The 18,600-nt window shown below is 39.6% G+C and carries 12 protein-coding genes; 5 read left to right on the top strand and 7 right to left on the bottom strand.

Features of this window, described 5'->3' with window-relative positions; translation table 11 throughout:
* The first annotated feature begins 9 nt into the window (after positions 1–9).
* Positions 10–1,191 (top strand): hypothetical protein, encoded by a 1,182-nt coding sequence (locus C4F50_RS25335; RefSeq protein ID WP_194141428.1) that lies wholly within the window; start codon positions 10–12, stop codon positions 1,189–1,191.
* Between the two features lie 246 nt (positions 1,192–1,437).
* On the opposite strand, the gene C4F50_RS25330 is transcribed toward C4F50_RS25335, so the two are convergent.
* From C4F50_RS25330 to C4F50_RS25300, 7 genes are all read right to left on the bottom strand, one after another.
* The gene (locus C4F50_RS25330; protein ID WP_194141427.1) at positions 1,438–2,289 is read right to left on the bottom strand and encodes an outer membrane beta-barrel protein; all 852 of its coding nucleotides are present in this window, start codon (positions 2,287–2,289) and stop codon (positions 1,438–1,440) included.
* Between the two features lie 53 nt (positions 2,290–2,342).
* Entirely contained in the window at positions 2,343–9,311 is a 6,969-nt protein-coding gene (locus C4F50_RS25325) for a T9SS type A sorting domain-containing protein (protein ID WP_194141426.1), read from the bottom strand.
* A 15-nt stretch (positions 9,312–9,326) separates the two neighbouring features.
* A complete protein-coding gene (locus C4F50_RS25320; RefSeq protein WP_194141425.1) occupies positions 9,327–10,265 on the bottom strand; it encodes a formyltransferase family protein in 939 nt (312 codons plus the stop codon).
* Positions 10,262–11,392, bottom strand: coding sequence for an ABC transporter substrate-binding protein (locus tag C4F50_RS25315; protein WP_194141424.1), 1,131 nt, complete (start codon positions 11,390–11,392; stop codon positions 10,262–10,264). Before C4F50_RS25315 ends, C4F50_RS25320 begins: the two co-directional genes overlap by 4 nt.
* Before the next feature lie 69 nt (positions 11,393–11,461).
* Positions 11,462–12,001 (bottom strand): phage tail protein, encoded by a 540-nt coding sequence (locus C4F50_RS25310; protein ID WP_194141423.1) that lies wholly within the window; start codon positions 11,999–12,001, stop codon positions 11,462–11,464.
* Positions 12,002–12,016: 15 nt separating this feature from the next.
* Complete coding sequence (locus tag C4F50_RS25305; protein WP_194141422.1) at positions 12,017–12,556, bottom strand: phage tail protein; 540 nt, start codon at positions 12,554–12,556, stop codon at positions 12,017–12,019.
* Between the two features lie 39 nt (positions 12,557–12,595).
* Positions 12,596–13,135, bottom strand: coding sequence for a phage tail protein (locus tag C4F50_RS25300; RefSeq protein WP_194141421.1), 540 nt, complete (start codon positions 13,133–13,135; stop codon positions 12,596–12,598).
* Between the two features lie 196 nt (positions 13,136–13,331).
* Here C4F50_RS25300 and C4F50_RS25800 point away from each other — a divergent pair, with 196 nt between their 5' ends.
* From C4F50_RS25800 to C4F50_RS25285, 4 genes are all read left to right on the top strand, one after another.
* The gene (locus C4F50_RS25800; protein WP_255521145.1) at positions 13,332–13,454 is read left to right on the top strand and encodes a hypothetical protein; all 123 of its coding nucleotides are present in this window, start codon (positions 13,332–13,334) and stop codon (positions 13,452–13,454) included.
* Positions 13,455–13,682: 228 nt separating this feature from the next.
* The gene (locus C4F50_RS25295; RefSeq protein WP_194141420.1) at positions 13,683–14,042 is read left to right on the top strand and encodes a hypothetical protein; all 360 of its coding nucleotides are present in this window, start codon (positions 13,683–13,685) and stop codon (positions 14,040–14,042) included.
* Positions 14,043–14,274: 232 nt separating this feature from the next.
* Complete coding sequence (locus C4F50_RS25290; RefSeq protein ID WP_194141419.1) at positions 14,275–15,369, top strand: efflux RND transporter periplasmic adaptor subunit; 1,095 nt, start codon at positions 14,275–14,277, stop codon at positions 15,367–15,369.
* 49 nt (positions 15,370–15,418) lie between these two features.
* Positions 15,419–18,541 carry an efflux RND transporter permease subunit gene (locus C4F50_RS25285; protein WP_194141418.1) on the top strand — a complete coding sequence of 1,041 codons (3,123 nt, stop codon included), beginning with the start codon at positions 15,419–15,421 and terminating at the stop codon, positions 18,539–18,541.
* The last annotated feature ends 59 nt before the right edge of the window (positions 18,542–18,600 follow it).

Raw genomic sequence — 18,600 nt, 5'->3', positions numbered from 1 at the left:
ATTCTAAAAATGAAAGAATATAAAATGGGAAAATTTTGGGCGGCCTTAATTTATATCGGCGGTCTGCTCCTTATTACTTTATTTGGCTTTTTATTGTTTATGCCGTTTCTTCCGGGATTTAAAAACGACATTCAAACAGAAGTTCATAACTATTTTCTGGCACCGCTGTCTATTATAATGATAGTAGTTTTTGTTCTCGGAATTTTAGACACTGCAAAAGGAAAATTCATCATCGATACTCATAAAATTACGCGTATTGGTGCATTCTCTAAAAGAGAAATACTTCTTCATGATATAAAAGGCTACAGAATAAATGATAAATTTATTTTAATCGAATCTAAAAGAGAGGATCAAAAAACTATTAAAATTGCTTTGCAGACGGCCAACCTCAACGATATTAAAGATTGGCTTAAAAATGAGTATCCTAATCTTGATGTGCAGCAGAAAAAGAATGAGAAAAAAGACATTCTTAACAATCCGAATTTTGGAGGGACAAAAAAAGAAAGAGAAGAATTGCTTCAGCGTACTGCAAAAACAGTCAGAATCTTCAATTGGATAGGCGGAATTGCCGCAGTCTGTGCCTTTTTCTTTCCTAAGCCTTATTGGTTGGTCGTGGGCTCGTGTATCCTATTTCCTATAATCGCCTTAATTATAGTAAAATATTACAAAGGCTTAGTTCAAATAGACAGCCGTGAGAATTCCAGTTATCCGTCTATTTTTGCCGGACTGTTTTTCCCCTCAACCGCACTTTTTATCAGAACGCTGCTCGATTTTAATATACTTGATTATTCGAATATCTGGCTCCCAATGACTGTTATAGCTCTAGTTCTTATGGCTTTGTTTATGATTGGAAATTCCGAATTTCAACTTACTAAAGTAAAAGAGGTTTTTTCAGTATTATTCTTAATGTTTTTAATGGCTGAATATAGCTATGGTGTAGTAATTTTTACAAATTGTACTCTTGATACATCAGAGCCTGTACATTTTCATACAAAGGTTTTAAACAAAAGAACCAGTACGGGCAAAAGCACGAGTTATTATTTAGAACTCACCGCTTGGGGAGATCAAAAAAATCCTGATGAAGTTTCTGTTACTCAGGAAGAATACAAAACCTATACTATTAATGATCCTGTAAATGTTTATTTTATGAAAGGAAATTTTGAAATTCCTTGGTACGAAATATCCAAATAAAATTGGAACAGCTAAATTTTAAAAGGCGGTAATTATAAAATTACCGCCTTTTATACTTATGATCAATCCGCTTAGGAAATCGCATTGCTCTTTTAAAAAATACAATTATAAAAGTCAACTCTTTAGCATTGATTAAACTATCCCGCAGCTGGTTTATCTTCATAAAAAAAAGCCGATTTCCCCCACGAAATCGACTTTTTAAATTTTCTCCTTACGGAAAAAAAAGCTGCATTTTATTTTCTAAGTTTAGCGTATTGCGAACCTCAGCTTAAGACCATATGAAACCAATCTGACGTCATTGGCTAAAGGAGAATCTAATACACTGTTGTATTGAAATTGTACCGGAAGTTCAGGGTTGTACTGAACCAGGTTCTTATTTCCTTCTTTATCATAGATGCTATTCAGACCGTAATCCAGATAAACACCCAGGTAAAAAGAACTTCTGTCTCCGATTTTTTGTTTTACACCAGTTTCAAAAGTAGCCGAATAAGATACATCGGTAGTAATATCCTGTTTGCCTGTTTTTACATCATTGAAAGAACCAAAACCAGCAAATGCAGGAGATAATAATTCTACATTGTATTGTGGATAATAACCGCTTGTTGTAAGGTTTTGAATTTTACTTTCATAAGTACCGCTGGCAGCAAATCCTATTTTGGCGCCTGCAGCAAGATACAATTGAGTAGTTCCCGGAGTTTCAAACTGGATTCCAATTGGAACATTTACATAGCCTAATTTTTGTTCTTCTCTAAAGTTTGTTGCTCTGTATCGGAACAGAAAGTTTTCATTTTCAGCATCAGTTGCCGCGTACTGACCGTTTACAAATGCAAATTTTGCATCGGAACTGTACGTTTGGTATTCTACACCAATTCCAATACTTAGAGTTTCACTTAAATAGTACGAATATCGAATTCCTGCGCTAAACCCGTTTCCTGGTACTTCACCAGCACCTGAACTGTATTTTAGAAAGGAAGCCGGCCCCGCAACAGCTGCCGATAGTTCGTGTTTTTTATCCTGACTATAACCCTGAAGGCATACAGCTAGTAATGCGGTCATTGCAGCTATAGATTTTATCGAGGTACATATATACTTTTTCATCTTAAAGTTGTATTAGCCGGTAACATTATGATCTGTTACCGGCATGGTTTTGTTTATTTTACAATTACTTTGAATGATTTCTTGATGCTGCCTGATTCAAGAACTACCAAATACATATTACTTTCTACTGTTTGAGGTAATTGTATTTGAGTCTGAGCAGTTGATGATTTCACGGTTGTGATCAATTGACCAGAAACAGAGTAAAGACTAATTTGCATATTATCCAGATCGCTTTGCGGTAAGTCGGCATCTACAGTAATTGTTTTTCCTGTTTGAACCGGATTAGGGTAAAGTTTAATCTGAAATGAATTTTGTGCTTGAAGTTTGGTGCTGCATGTCTGCAGTACTTTTCCATCCTTAGTTGTCAATTTTACACTGTAATCAGCATTCAAATCTAATGTATTAGACAAAACATCCCCTGCTGAAAAATATTGGTTTGTTCCGATAACCTGACCGTTTTTAAGCCATTGGTAAGCAACAAATTCATAACCTCCATTTGTTTGAGGATTGTTGTTAACTAACAATACGTTATTGAATTTTTGATGTACAATATCATAGAAACCAAATGGTTTTTCGACTGTTATCACATACGTAGCAGTTGTACTTCCATCTTCAGAAGTAACGGTTACATTTTGTGTATAAATTCCTGGTTTAGGAGAATTAACAGTCAAATTAGCAGCTGGGCTGAACGTTGCGTTCGTTTCATTAACAAATGACACGTTTACATTGTTTTCGCCGCATTCCATCAAATAGTAAAGGTTCTTCGCTGGATTTGTAAATACTTTATTACCAAGCGTAACTTTAGTTATTGTTACGTCGTTGTTTTTAATCACTAGTAATTGCGAAACGCTTACTGCTGGCAGGTAATTGGCGTCTCCGCTTTGCTGTGCTGTAATCGTTATTTCGCCTGGTCTTACCATTGTAACTGCTCCCGCTGCTGTAACAGTTGCAGCTGGTAAAGGAGTTGTAAATGTAGAAGTATAAGTAACAGGCAGGTTTGAGCTTGCAACAGCAGTTAAATTAAAGGTATTTACCGCACCAAGAGTTTTTATTCCTAATGCAGGAAAAGTGATCTGCTGTGGTGCTTTATTGATTGTTAACTGTGCAGTAAGCGTGACTGGTGAACAATTAGAAGCAGTTGCTGCCGGCGAAATCACCGCAGTTACTGTATAAACACCCGCATTAACAGCGCCATTTGATGTTCCTGTTGCTGGAGAAGTAGTATATACTACACTTGCTCCCGCAGGAAGATTTGAAACTTGTACTGTTTGTGCATTTCCGTTATAAGTATAAGCTGCTCCGGTAAAAGTTACCTGATTTAATGGTGAAGCCAATACTTTAACATTTTGATTTTGTGTTGAAATATTACCATTTCCGTCATCATAACTCCACGTGATTACATAAGTTCCCTCAGCTGTATAGTTAAGAGGACTTGTAGTAGTTGCAGTAACAGTTCCCGCACAATAATCACTTGCTGTTGGAATTGTAATCTGCGATGATAAAACAGAACAGTAGTTTGTAATATCAGGCAGGTTGGCTACATCAGGAACTGGTGCCGTACTATCTGGAGTAGTTGAAATCGTTACCGATTCTGTTGCCTGACATCCGTTAGCATCTGTAATGGTTACCACATAAGTTCCCGCAGCTAATCCTGAAGCTGTTGCCGCAGTTCCGCCAGATGGTGCCCATGAATAGGTATAAGTACCAGTTCCTCCTGTTGGAGTTACAGTTGCAGATCCGTCAGTTCTTCCAATACAAGTTACGTCAATATGCGTTGTGGCTGCAGTAATTATTGTTGGCTCGCCAATAGTTACGCTTTCAGTTGCAGTACATCCATTACTATCTGTAATAGTTACCGTGTAGGTACCAGCCGCTAATCCGCTTGCTGTTGCTGCATTTCCTCCTGAAGGAGACCAAGAATAAGTATATGGAGCTGTTGCACCAGTTGCTGTAACCGTTGCAAAACCATTACTGCCTCCATTACAAGAAACATCTGTTTTAGAAATAGAAGTTGTAAATGGAGTTGGTTCTGTAATTGTTACATTTTCAACAAGCACACATCCATTAGCATCTGTAATGGTTACGCTATAGTTACCAGCAGCTAGTCCAGCAGCTGTACTTGCAGTTCCTCCATATGGAGCCCATACATAGGTATAACCTGAAGTTCCTCCTGAAACTGAAACAGATGCTGTACCGTTACTTCCTCCAAAACAACTCACAGCTGTTGTTGCTGTTACTGCAGAAAGAGGTGCAGCAGGTTGGGTAATCGTAAAACTTTGTGTAATCTGACATAAATTACCATCTGTAACAGTTACTGTATAAGTACCCGCGGCTAATCCTAAAGCTGTCGCTGCAGTACCTCCAGAAGGTGCCCATGAGTATGTATAAGCGCCTGATCCGCCAGTTACATTTACAGTTGCTGCACCAGTTGCATCTCCGAAACAACCTACATTGGTAATTGTCCCTGATGAAGCTGTTAGAGGAGCTGGTTCACTAATCGTAAAAGTTTCTGTAGTCTGACATAAATTATTATCTGTAATAGTTACCGTATAAGTTCCTGCTGCAAGTCCTGTAGCTGCAGCTGCAGTTCCACCTGTTGGAGCCCAAAAATACGTGTAAGGAGCTGTAGCACCGCTAACCGTTACAGCTGCAGATCCTGTTGCATTTCCAAAACATGTTACATCGGTTTGTGTTCTCGATACGGTAAATGCTGCTGGCTCAGTGATTGTAAAGCTTTCAGTTGCTGTACAACCATTACCATCTGTAACCGTTACCGTATAAGTACCCGCTGCTAACCCTGAAGCTGTTGCTCCAGATCCGCCTGCAGGCGACCATGAATAAGAGTAAGGAGTTACACCTCCTGTTACTGCTGCTGTTGCAGTACCATTAGCACCTCCATTACAGCTCACATTTGTTTTTGAACCTTCTGAAGCTATTAAAACTGCAGGTTGATCAATAGTAAAACTTTGCAATACTGGACAAGAGCTGCCATCTGTTATAGTAACATCATAAACTCCCGCTGACAGACCGTTTATTGAAGCTGTAGTCGCACCGTTTGACCAAAGATACGTATAAGATCCTGCCCCGCCTGTTGGCGCTACTGTCGCAGAACCGTTGGCGCCGCCATTACAGCTCACATTAACCTGTGATGGATTTGCACTTATACCAGTTGGCTGGTTAATTGTTATATTGTTTATAGTAGTTGAACAAGTATTACCATCTGTAATAGTCACACTGTATATTCCTGCTGGTAATCCTGTAATAGTTGCTGTTGTCGCACCGTTTGACCATAAGTAGGTATAACCTGGAGTACCTCCTGTACCTGTAACTGTTGCAGTTCCGTTAGCCCCTCCAAAACAAGAAACTGAAGTTGTAGCAATTGTTCCGCTAAGAGCAACAGCAGGCTGACCAATTACAATACCCGTAATTGTTTTTTGACAAAAATTGGCATCACTTATGGTTACACTGTAAGTTCCTGCTGCTAATCCTGCAGCAGTTGCTGCTGTACCTCCGGACGGTGCCCATAAATAGGTATAAGTACCACTTCCACCAGAAGGACTAACTGTAGCAGTTCCGTTAGAGCCGCCAAAACATGAAGCATCAGTTGTAGAAATTGTTCCATCAACACTAGAAGCCGGCTGACCAATTACAATACCAGTAATTGTTTTTTGACAATTGTTGAAATCAGTAACAGTTACACTGTAAGTTCCTGCCGCTAGTCCTGAAGCAGTTGCTCCTGTACCGCCAGTCGGTGCCCATAAATAGGTATAAGGACCCGTTCCTCCAGAAGGACTAACTGTAGCAATTCCGTTAGAGCCGCCAAAACATGAAACAGCAGTTGTAGAAATTGTTCCATCTACACCAGCAGCCGGCTCGGTAATTACAATGCCAGTAAAAGTTCTTGGGCAAGCGTAGGCATCTGTAATCGTTACGCTATAAGTTCCTGCACTTAAACCATTTGCTGTAGCTGTTGTAGCTCCGTTTGACCATAAGTAGGTATAACCAGGAACACCTCCTGTAGCTACAACTGAAGCACTTCCGTTAGATCCTCCCTTACAAGAAGCACCTGTTGTAGCTATAGTTGCGTTAATAACTGAAGGTTGTGTTATGGTAATGTTGTTAATTACTCTTGAACAAGAGTTGGCATCTGTAATCGTTACACTGTAAACTCCCGCAGTCAATCCTGAAATTGCAGAAGTTGTAGCGCCGTTTGACCATAAGTAAGTATAACCAGGAGTTCCTCCTGAAGGAATAACTACAGCACTTCCGTTAGATCCTCCATTACAAGCAACACTTGTCGTGCTGATAGTTCCGTTAAGAGCAATAGCAGGCTGGCCTACTACAATACCCGTAATTATTTTTTGACAAAGATTGGAATCGGTAATAGTGACACTGTAAGTTCCTGCAGCTAATCCTGTAGCAGTTGCTGCTGTACCGCCAGACGGTGCCCATGAATAGGTATAAGTTCCCGTTCCTCCAGAAGGAGTAACAGTCGCAGTTCCGTTTGATCCTCCATTACAAGAAACGGCAGTTGTAGAAATTGTTCCATCAACAGCAGCAGCCGGCTGGCCAATTGTAATATTATTGATTGTTTTTTGACAAGCGTTGGCATCGGTAATAGTTACAGTGTAAGTTCCTGCGGCTAATCCTGTAGCAGTTGCTGCAGTACCGCCAGTCGGTGACCAGGAATAGGTATAACCCGGAGTTCCTCCAGAAGCAACAACTGTAGCAGTTCCGTTTGATCCTCCATTACAAGAAACAGCAGTTGTAGAAATTGTTCCATCAATAACAGAAGCTGGCTGGCCGACTATAATACCAGTAAAAGTTCTAGAACAAGTTTTGGAATCTGTAACGGTTACACTATAAGTTCCTGCAGCTAATCCTGTAGCAGTAGCAGTAGTAGCTCCGTTAGACCATAAGTAGGTATAACCAGGAGTTCCTCCCGAAGGAACAACTGTAGCGGTTCCATTAGAACCTCCGAAACAAGAAACAGCAGTTGTAGAAATTGTTCCGTTAACCACTGAAGGCTGTGTTATAATAATATTGTTTATAGTTCTGTTGCAATTGTTCGCATCAGTTATAGTTACACTATAGTTCCCAGGTACTAATCCTGAAACTGCAGCAGTCGTAGCAGCGTTTGACCATAAATAGGTATAAGCGCCCGTTCCTCCAGAAGCAGTAACTGCAGCAGTTCCGTCTGATCCTCCATTACAAGAAACGTTGGTACTATTTATTGTTCCATTAAGGACAGCAGGCTGTGTTATTACGATTCCTGCGATTACTTTTTGACAAAGATTGGCATCTCTTACGGTTACACTATAAGTTCCCGCAGCTAATCCTGAAGCAGTTGCTCCTGTACCGCCAGTTGGTGACCATACATAGGTATAAGCACCTGTTCCTCCAGTAGCAACAACTGTAGCAGTTCCGTTTGATCCTCCATTACAAGAAGCGGCAGTTGTAGAAACTGTTCCATCAACAGCAGCGGCAGGTTGTCCTACGACAATGCCAGTAATTGCTCTTGGACAGCCATTTGCATCTGTAATAGTAACACTGTATGTTCCTGCTGTTAGTCCCGTAGCTGTAGCAGTTGTAGCACCGTTTGACCATAAGTACGTATACCCTGGAGTACCTCCTGAAGGTGCAATTGTAGCAGTTCCGTTAGCTCCACCAAAACAAGAAACTGCCGTTGTAGAAGGTGTTCCGTTAAGAGCTATTGCAGGCTGGGTAATGATTACATTATGTGTTGCTGAACAACCAATATTATCAGTCACAGTAACCGTATAAGTTCCTGCAGATAATCCAGAAGCCATCGCTGCAGTCCCTCCAGATGGAGACCATGAATAAGTATAAGGCGCGATACCACCAGTAGCAGCTATAGTTGCAACTCCGTTTGCCCCACCATAACAGCTTACATTACTTTGCGAAGTAGTAGAGACAGTTGTATTAGAAACAGTTAAGGTTGCAGGATTTGAAGTTGCAGAACCTGTTCCTGTTGCCACAGCGCGATACGTATAACCATTCATTGCTGAAGTTGCACCAGTGATGGTTAAAGTTGCTGAAGGTGCACCAGAATAAGGTGCACCATTTGTTATATTGTTAAAACCGCTGCCCGTGTTTACCTGCCATTGGTAGCCAGTAGCATTAGTAGCCGTAACGTTAAAGGTCGTATTGCCATTATTACAAATCGTTCTGTTTGGAGGATTACCTGTAATTGCTGGCGGAACTCCTAAAAACGGCGCACTTGACGGCATCGATAATGTTGTTGTAGAAAGAGTCCAATTCGCCTGATTCATTACAGCTGCTCTAATTTGAGCTGCTGTTGTGAAAGGTGCTCCGTTACCGTTATATTTTGAAGATTGAGCTAGAGTACCACTTATTGTTCCTGTGTAAAAAGCACTTGTACCCCCTGTTAATCCCGGAGGCATAACAGAAGAGTTTGGCCCGATAGTACAGTCCGAAGTACTGTCCCAAGTTGCACTAGTAGTATTTGTACCACATTCGTAATAGGTAATACCTGATATGACTGTTACACCGGCACCTGAAATTACCCCAGTGCCTCCTTGAAAAGCAATGATCTGATCACCAACATTAGACAAGATTAAACCTTGTCCAGCAGTTCCTCCATCTGTTAATATCACTGTACCATTTGGAGTTAAGGTAGTGGTAGCAGGATTATAAGTTGAAGCCGTAAGACCAACTATAAGTATTTCTGTTCCCATAGGAATTGCAGTTCCTGATGTCCAGGTAACAGATCCTTCTGAGGCGGTGCTCGGCCGCCACGCGGCGCCGGTATATCCTCTGTCAGTAAAACTGATTGTTGTACCGGCCGAAATATTAGTAAGTAATACAAATGAAAACTTATCATTTCCGCCTACTGTAGGAGGAGTTGAATCGTATCCCGTAAAGATAATATCTCCTACCGCGAGGGTAGTTTGAGCATTAGCCCGGTAACTTTGCAGAAATATCCCCAAAAAAAGGGCGATATTTAGAAAGTTTTTAATTTGTGAGTAAAAATTTTTCATAGTAAAGTGATTAAATTATAAAGAGGTAAGTTGTTCGCCATTTTTGATACCAAAAATGAGCAGTTTATGCCCACTCATGAATCCTTCGTCTGTATAAACAATATTGACACGAAGTTGTGTATTGTTGCAGCACTCTATAATAAGCCCTTTTTCGTCGTCGCTATTTAAAATAGTTCCAGGTTTTTGAGAATGTTGAAGTTTAAAACTCGTTTGAGAAGCTTCAAGAATACGTATATTCCATCCGTTCCATTGCGTATAAGCTCCCTTATTCCAAGGATTACAGGCTCTTATTAATGCTTCTATTGTACTGGCATCCTGATTTTGCCAATTGATACAGACATCCGAAGCATTGGGTCTTTTGTAATAGTGAGAAGCTGTTTCTTCTTGTGCAGCACCTCTGGTATTGTCTTCAAGAAGAACTAACAATTCGGGAATACAGTCAGCACCTACATAAGATAAATTTGTACATAACATGCCGTGAGTTACAGGTATATTCAGGGGCAGTTTCTTTTGTAAAATAACGGCGCCTTTATCAATTTCTTTTTCGATAAGATGAACTGTAATTCCGGTTTCTTTTTTTTGTTGACGAAGAGATTCAAATACCGGATCTGATCCTCTCATTTCTGGTAAAAGACCATAGTGGAAATTATAAAATACCCCAGGATGCTGGTTTATGATCTGCTCGGATATTTTCCATGGAAATGTCATTGTAAAAATGTATTTTATTTCAGTACTCTTTAGTAATTCCTTTAATTGTACTTCTCGTTTTTCTTTTTCAAGAAAAACCAGCTTTATTCCTGCCTGTGAAGCAAAAGCAGTATAAAAGTCTTTTATTTCTTCATTGTATTCCGGTATTGCAATACAGTGTAATCTCCCAATGGTATATAGTACCTGTATAGCGGTAAAAGCCATACGGTGGTTGCATAAAACAACAATATCAGATTTCGCTGTCATGAATCTAAGCAGGCATAAGCATTAAGCCATGAGTTAGAAACCGTATCTCTGACAGCTTCTATACTTTGTTTTAAACTTTCTCTTTCGCTGTCCAGATTCGCAGCCTCTGTTACATGATCCAAATGGCAATTACCTGTTGTTTCATTTTTTGTAACAGTTGCATAATAAACGGGAGCTTCTGAGAAACCTGTATTGGGGTTCATAAAAACGGTTCCTCTCGGAGAATTAATGGTCAGTCCATCAATTGCGTTTTTATTCATGATCGAAATAAACAGAGCCGCTTCCCAGCCCAATAATGAAAATACATTTGCTTTGTGTGCTCTTAGTGCTTCCATTATAGTTATAAACTCTTGATTTTCTTCAGATTCTATTTTTGAAGACCAAGGAACAGAACAGCTCCAATCGTATCCTGGATAAGGTATTTTGCTCATCCACCACTCCTCTGCGGTAAAACCGCTGCCGTAAGTTTTGCACGAAGAAATACTCGTAAGTTTTTGAGCTTCTCTAAAAAAGTCCTCAATCATATCGCCGCAAAAGGAAGTAAGTATTGCTGTATCTTTATTATTTTCAAGATAACCCGCTAAAGCTTCAAGGCTAAAATCAGCTTTTTTTAAGGGTGTAATATGATTATAACCAATGACAGCACCTTTTTCCTCAGCTGCGAATGCGTACGAATAAGGAGCACGATATCCTGCATCATAAAAAGAACAAGTAAAAGCAAAGTTTTTTTGTTCCTCTTCTAAAGCTTTTCGTACAATGGCGCGGGAGCAGAGATTTCCTTGTAATGAAATAAAGTAAGCATGAGACAGCTTTCCGTCGAAAGAAGGAAAGTGATAACCACTGTCAAGGACTATAAGTGTTTTTCCAGAACTTTCAAAAAGAGGATGAATATGTTCCGCAGAAAGAGGATTCATGTATCCTACTATGATATCAGTACCGTTTAATAACAGCTGTTCACAACTTGTATATATTTCTTCATTTTTTCCGGCAACACCAATACTGGTTGTTGTAATTTGGTGCGCTCCCTCTAAACCCATATTTTTAAAACAGGCTTTTAATCCGTCCAATATATCAAAAGATATAGAAGGATAAAGAACAGAGCGTGGTAATAGTAAAGCTATATTCATAGAGTTTGGTATTATAAGGGTGGCCCGACGTAATGATTTTGCTGAGACACCCTGTATGGCAAATAGAAATTAGTTTCTTGACGGAAAGATTCCGTACAGGCATATTATATAGTTCAGTCCTAAGTAAGGCTGCTGCACAGGGAGCGCCTGACTGCCTCCTGCGGTATTTATGGTTATTGCTGGTGCAAATGGTCTTAAAGTGGTATCAGCTGCTTTTTTAGAAAACAATGCTGGTAATGCAGCAATATTATTTCCTGTTGGTGATCCTTTATTCCCTTCATCAGAGTAGGCTCCCATGGTATATTCATTTACACCGCTATGAGTATGAGCAGGTAGGTTGCTGCTCAATACAGTTACAGAATTGTTACCCTGTATTTGTCCGAGTACGCACGCAGGTAAATCAACAGGGGTTCCAGTCCCCATAGGAGTACGTCCTCTAAGATCTGGTAATGCAAATGTTGTAACTCCGTTGCCGCCATAAGTTGTGCCTAAAAGACTAAAAAGAGCTTGATTAGTATTGATCGGTAATATTTGTCCATAACAAAATGCCCAATATTTAGGTGCAAAGTTTGGTGCAAATAAGCGAATTTCTGCTATATATCCTTCCATGATGATTGTGTGAGATTAGTTTCTACTAGGGAAAATACCTAATGTGCAAATGATGTAGTTTACTGCTAGGTAAGGTTGTATAATATCAATAGGTGCTCCATTTCCGGTTGTACCCAGAGTTACGGGTACCGTCGCAGGTTTTAGTTCAGTATCTGCGGCTAAACTTGAGTAAGTCGATGACGCGCCAGCAAAAATGGCACCTGTTGGAGATCCTTGTGTATCTGTTCCCGAATAAGCAGCAATAGAAATGCTGGCGGTACCAATATGGTTATGAATAGGCATTTGATTTACTGACATGTTTACTGATTCAGCACCACCTATTTGACCAAGTACCACATTAGGCAGACCAAGTGCCTGCCCTGCTCCTATTGCAATACGGCTTTGAAGATTAGGAAGTAAAAATGTATTCACCCCATCTCCTCCGTATGTTGTTCCAATTAATGCATATAGAGCCTCAAATTGTGATATGGCAAGTGCGCTGCCATTGCAAAAAGACCAGCCTGCGGGTGCAAAATTACCTGCGAATACGCGAATTTCTCCGATAGTTCCTTCCATAATAATGTTTTAATAAGTTAAATTAAATTGATAAAAACGTTATGATCGAGAAGGAAAGATCCCGAACATGCAGATAATATAGTTCATGCCTAGTGATGGCTGAGAGAGAGGCAGTGGAACGTTGTTTCCAGTAACGGAGACTGCTACAGTGTAAGGCGCACCTTTCATAACTGTATCTACTGCAAGAGTGCTGAACATTCCTGCTCTAGAAGCTAAGACATTCCCAGCTGGAGTAGCTGCATTTCCTTCATCAGAATAAGCTGGGAGAGAAATAACAGCAGAAGAAACATGAGTATGAGGAGGAATCTGCGTGGTGTTTAGTGTGACGCTCACTGCTCCGGCTGATTGACCCAAATCATAATTAGAAAGTCCAGGTCCCTGACCTGCGCCCACTGCTGCACGTCCTGCAAGATTTGGCAAGCCAAAAGTAGTAGAACCATTGCCGCCGTAAGTTGTTCCCAAAATAGAGAATAGTGCAGTATTACTTCTTATTTGAATTAATGCCCCGTTACAATACGCCCAATTTTTAGGCGCGAACCCTCCCGCAAAGAGGCGGATTTCTCCTACTGTTCCTTCCATAATTTATTAATTTAGATAGTTTATATTTCTAGTTGATGTAAGCAAAATTGTCTCTCAGCGCCTTGTAACGTGTGTCACACTATTTCGAGTAAAGCGAATTTACAAAACATAAAAATCTCACTAGCAGGTGTTTCTACCTGTTTTTGTCTGAATTTTATGTTAAAAATAAGTGTCTTATGCATATAAACTGAAAAATATGTCACAAGACGGGTTTTTCTTGTCACGAAATCCTTTTTTGGAGGAAGATTGGAATTTAGATCGTGAAGCAAAAACAAATAATGATGCAGAAGAGTTACTCTTGTTTTATCACTGGAATTAAAAACAGGAAAAAAGAAGTTCGCTTTTGGTTTCTTCCTGCCTTTTTTATTAAAACATTGAACTCAATTACAAACAATCTAAAATTTACAAACACCAATTTCAATATTAAATCTTGGCCATTTTTGCAAAATTTTAAGAATCCTTGCTTTTCTAATTAGTATATTTGGCTCGCTGAGAACAATTACAAGTCCATTTAAAACAACAAATACAAAATCCACATTCCCTGTAAATGAAACCTATTAAGTTCATATACATAGTTTTATTATCGCTGCTTTCTTTTTTTAGAAGTGCCGAGACGTACAAACTACCCTCTGAGCATAATAAATGTATCATTCTTGACAGCGTTACGGCAGATGACACTTATCATTTTTCTTCAGATTATGCTTCTTCCAAAAGTGTAGACCTTCACTGCATTGTCAAAAAGAAAATAAAAGGCAGAGCTACGACTTTAGAACAAAGTACCATCAAAGCGCCTTATTACAGCAATCTCATCAATTTTAAACTTTACAAAAAGAGTTTAATTTATGGCATTGCGTCTATCTTTCAGCTAGAAAGACATACACATCTTCACTTGTATCAATTATTCTAGATTTCAGGAATAGTTCGTTTTTATATCTTTTCAGATTTATCTGAGTACATTTTCTATGTCCCTATATTCGGTACAAAAAATATACTTTTTATATAAAAACTTCCTTTAAGAAACGGCACCTTCATCCAAAAAAAGCAGACCGTTTACTTTTTCTATTCCAAATTTAATATGCTAAAGACTCCCTCAAAAATGATAAGGGAGAATACCTATTTACATCATAATCTAAATACAAATGAACACCTATAAACATCAATTTTTATTATTCAGTCTATCCCTGTTAGTTTTAGTCTCGTGTGGAGATAAAGCAAAAAACAACGCCAAAGACATCAAAACAGTTCCGGTTTACAAAGTCACCTTAAAAGATACCATCGTTTCGAGCAAATTTGTAGCCGATGTACACGCCAAAAACAATGTCGAAATTCATGTTCGTATTCCCGGCCTGCTCGACAAAGTATATGTAAGCGAAGGACAAAAAGTAAAAAAGGGACAAATTCTCTTTAAAATAAGCGACGTAGAACTGCAGATACAACTTTTAAAAGCCGAAGCCGTTTTTAAAACCACTATGGCCGATTTAAGAATCGCTACAGTAGAGTTAGAACAAGCACAGACCCTTTTTAATAAAAAAGTAATTGCAGACAAAGAATTAGAATTATCCAAAGCAAAATATGATGCCGCAGCTGCGAAAGTAGCTCACGCAGCTGCAGAAAAGAAAGCAATAAACCAGCAGATTAACTTCACTACCATCCGCGCTCCATTTGACGGAACGGTTGACAGAATTCCGTTTAAAGAAGGAAGTCTGGTCGAAAATGGTTCCTTATTAACAACCGTTTCACAGCTGGATGACATTTACGCCTATTTCTCTATTCCCGAAAATACTTATTTCCAAATGATGGAAGATAAAAGCCTCAACAATCAAGGCGATATCAAACTCGTATTGCCAAACGGAATGGTATACGACCAAAGAGGCGAATTAAGAACTGCCGACGGAGAAATTGACAGAGAAACAGGATCCATTCAATACAAAGCAAAATTTCACAATCCGCAGGGATTTATCAAACACGGAACTTCGGGTAAATTAATTATCTCAGAACCCAAAACCAATGCGATATTAATTCCGCAAAAAGCAGTTTTTTCGATACAGGACAAACAATATGTATTTCTGGTAAACAAAAAAGACGGAAAAGTAAAAATGACCAATATTACTATTGGAAGCACTCTTGATGATGTTTATATTTTAAATGACGGCCTAAAAAGCGACGATCTTATTGTAGAAGAAGGCACACAGTCTTTAAGAGACGGCGACAAAATCAACATTAAACAAATGTAGGTTTTAGACCCAACAAACACAGTCCGATTATTTACCTAAAAAATATAAAATGATAGAGTTATTTATCAAAAGAAAAATATTGTCATTAATCATTTCGGTTATGATAGTACTTTTGGGATTACTGGCTTTGTTCCAGCTTCCCATTACCCAATTTCCAGATATTGTACCGCCCTCTGTAACCGTTACAGCAAAATATACAGGAGCAAACGCTGAGGTTTCTGCCAATGCCGTCGCGCTTCCGCTAGAAAGGGCCATAAATGGTGTTCCCGGCATGACGTACATGTCTACCGTAACTTCTAACGATGGTTTAACCTTAATTCAGGTTTTCTTTGAAGTAGGAACCGATCCCGATTTAGCCGCCGTAAACGTGCAGAACCGTGTAACCACCATACTCGACGAACTTCCCGAAGAGGTAATCCGTGCCGGAGTTACCACAGAAAAAGAGGTCAACAGTATGCTGATGTACTTAAACATTACCAGTACAGACAAAACGCAGGACGAACAGTTTATTTTTAACTTTACCGATATCAACATCCTGCAGGAGTTAAAACGTATTGATGGTGTCGGTCGTGCCGAAATCATGGGACAAAAAGAATATTCGATGCGTGTCTGGCTCGATCCGCAAAAGATGCTTTCGTATAATATTTCGGCAAACGAAGTGATCCATTCACTTCAAAAACAAAATATTTCTGCCGCGCCGGGTAAAGTCGGTGAAGGTTCGGGACAAATGAATAACCAGCTGCAATATGTAATTAAGTACGGCGGAAAATTCTTTGAACCCAAACAATACGAAGAAATCGCTTTAAGAGCCAATGCAGATGGAACTATTTTAAGATTAAAAGACATTTCGAACATCGAATTCGGTGCTATGAGTTACGGAATGGTTTCTAAAACCGACGGAAAACCTTCGGCTTCGATCATGTTGAAACAGCGTCCAGGTTCTAACGCCTCTGAAGTTATTGAAAGCGTAAAAGCAAAAATGACTGAACTAAAAGGTTCTTCTTTTCCTCCCGGAATGGATTTTAATATTGCTTACGACGTTTCGCGTTTTCTTGATGCTTCTATCGATGAGGTTTTAAGAACCTTAATAGAAGCTTTTATTCTGGTTGCCTTTGTGGTTTTTATCTTCCTGCAAGACTGGCGATCCACATTGATTCCCGTATTGGCAGTTCCTGTCGCGCTTATTGGTTCGTTTACCTTTATGTCTATGATGGGATTCTCGATCAACTTATTAACGCTTTTTGCATTGGTTCTTTCCATCGGAATTGTAGTTGATAATGCGATTGTCGTCGTAGAAGCCGTTCACGTCAAAATCTCCGAAGAACACATGAAACCTTTGGACGCTACAATCAGCGCGATGAAAGAAATTACAGGAGCCGTAATTGCAATTACAATCGTAATGGCAGCCGTATTCATTCCCGTTGCCTTTTTGAGCGGTCCCGTCGGAGTTTTCTACAGGCAGTTTTCGTTAACAATGGCCATTAGTATTGTCATTTCCGGAATTAACGCCCTTACCCTTACTCCTGCTCTTTGTGCCATTATGCTAAAAGCACATGATCCTCATAAAGAAAAAAAATCTTTGCTGGATCGTTTCTTCACCAAATTCAATAATTGGTTTGACAATGTAACTTCAAAATACATAAAAATATTAATGAAGTTTGCCGACCGAACTTCTATCACAATCGGTTTGTTAGTATTGTTCTGTCTTCTCACTTGGGGAACCAGCAAATTGCTGCCATCAGGATTTATTCCGTCAGAAGATCAAGGAATGGTTTATGTGAGCGTAACAACACCTCAAGGCGCCACGGTAGAACGTACCGAAAAAGCGCTGGATGAAGTAACCCGTATTGCAAAAGGAATTAAAGGAGTCGATAATGTTACGACACTCGCCGGATACAGTATTGTAACCGAAATCGCCGGAGCTTCTTACGGAATGGGTATGATTAACTTAAAAGACTGGAGCGAACGTGATATTTCTGTAAATGATTTTATTGCCGCTTTAAGCGAAAAAACAAAAGGTATCTCAGATGCGCAAATTGAAATTTTTGCCCCTCCGACTGTTCCTGGTTTTGGAAACACCAGTGGTTTTGAACTTCGTTTGCTCGATAAATCTGGAGGTACCATCAACAATACCGATGAAGTAACCAAAAACTTCATTAAAGAATTGAATGCTTCGCCAGAAATACAAAACTCCTTTACCAGTTTTGATGCCACTTTCCCTCAATATTTAATCCATATTGATTATGATCTGGCGGCCAAAAAAGGAATTTCTGTAGACAACGCAATGGCGACTCTGCAAACCATGTTAGGATCTTTTTACGCCACCAATTTTATCCGTTTTTCGCAGATGTATAAAGTAATGGTTCAGGCGAGTCCGCAGTTTCGAAAAAATCCAGAAAGCATTCTCGATATGTATTTAAAAAATGATGCCGGCGAAATGGTTCCGTTTTCGACCTTTATAAAATTAGAAAGAGTTTACGGACCAGAAGTTCTGACGCGTTACAATATGTACATGTCAGCCATGATCAACGGAGAAGCTGCAGAAGGCTACAGCTCTGGAGAAGCCATTGCGGCAGTAGAAAAAATTGCAGCAGAAAAACTTCCGAGCCGTTTTGAACTCGAATGGTCTGGAATGACACGAGAAGAGATTCTTTCGGGTAACCAAACGATTTACATTTTTGCGCTTTGTATACTATTTGTATATTTATTATTAGCCGCCCAATACGAAAGTCTGTTACTGCCCTTCCCCGTATTATTGAGTCTTCCTGTTGGAGTTTTTGGTTCTTATCTCGCACTCTTAGCCGTAGGATTAGACAATAACATTTACGCTCAAGTGGCACTCGTCATGCTCATTGGTCTGCTCGCCAAAAATGCGATTCTGATTGTAGAATTTGCAATGGCACAAAACAAACTCGGCCGAGACATCACCGAAGCAGCGATTGAAGGTGCCAGACTTCGTTTCAGACCCATTTTGATGACCTCTTTTGCTTTTATTTCAGGATTGATTCCGCTTTGTATCGCTTCTGGCGCCGGTGCCGTAGGAAACCGTTCTATTGGTACAGCTGCCGCTGGAGGAATGCTGATCGGAACTGTGTTTGGTCTTGTGATTATTCCGGGATTGTACATACTATTCGCCAAACTTGAAAAAGCAATGAACAAACCTGTTGAATAATTTTTGAAATACATGCCTTTTTAAACACATAGAATCAAAGCATATCAGGAACCCTTTCT

This window comes from Flavobacterium hungaricum (assembly GCF_015182285.1).
In the GTDB taxonomy this organism is placed as follows: domain Bacteria; phylum Bacteroidota; class Bacteroidia; order Flavobacteriales; family Flavobacteriaceae; genus Flavobacterium; species Flavobacterium hungaricum.
Note: the sequence above shows the minus strand (reverse complement) of the source record. Positions and strands in the feature narration are given on the sequence as shown.

Bases quoted from the DNA above. Each gene is read 5' to 3' on its own strand.
- C4F50_RS25325 (WP_194141426.1), bottom strand. From the start codon at position 9,311: ATGAAAAATTTTTACTCACAAATTAAAAACTTTCTAAATATCGCCCTT.
- C4F50_RS25335 (WP_194141428.1), top strand. From the start codon at position 10: ATGAAAGAATATAAAATGGGAAAATTTTGGGCGGCCTTAATTTATATC.
- C4F50_RS25285 (WP_194141418.1), top strand. From the start codon at position 15,419: ATGATAGAGTTATTTATCAAAAGAAAAATATTGTCATTAATCATTTCG.
- C4F50_RS25305 (WP_194141422.1), bottom strand. From the start codon at position 12,556: ATGGAAGGAACTATCGGAGAAATTCGCGTATTCGCAGGTAATTTTGCA.
- C4F50_RS25300 (WP_194141421.1), bottom strand. From the start codon at position 13,135: ATGGAAGGAACAGTAGGAGAAATCCGCCTCTTTGCGGGAGGGTTCGCG.
- C4F50_RS25290 (WP_194141419.1), top strand. From the start codon at position 14,275: ATGAACACCTATAAACATCAATTTTTATTATTCAGTCTATCCCTGTTA.
- C4F50_RS25310 (WP_194141423.1), bottom strand. From the start codon at position 12,001: ATGGAAGGATATATAGCAGAAATTCGCTTATTTGCACCAAACTTTGCA.
- C4F50_RS25315 (WP_194141424.1), bottom strand. From the start codon at position 11,392: ATGAATATAGCTTTACTATTACCACGCTCTGTTCTTTATCCTTCTATA.
- C4F50_RS25330 (WP_194141427.1), bottom strand. From the start codon at position 2,289: ATGAAAAAGTATATATGTACCTCGATAAAATCTATAGCTGCAATGACC.
- C4F50_RS25800 (WP_255521145.1), top strand. From the start codon at position 13,332: ATGTCACAAGACGGGTTTTTCTTGTCACGAAATCCTTTTTTGGAGGAA.
- C4F50_RS25295 (WP_194141420.1), top strand. From the start codon at position 13,683: ATGAAACCTATTAAGTTCATATACATAGTTTTATTATCGCTGCTTTCT.
- C4F50_RS25320 (WP_194141425.1), bottom strand. From the start codon at position 10,265: ATGACAGCGAAATCTGATATTGTTGTTTTATGCAACCACCGTATGGCT.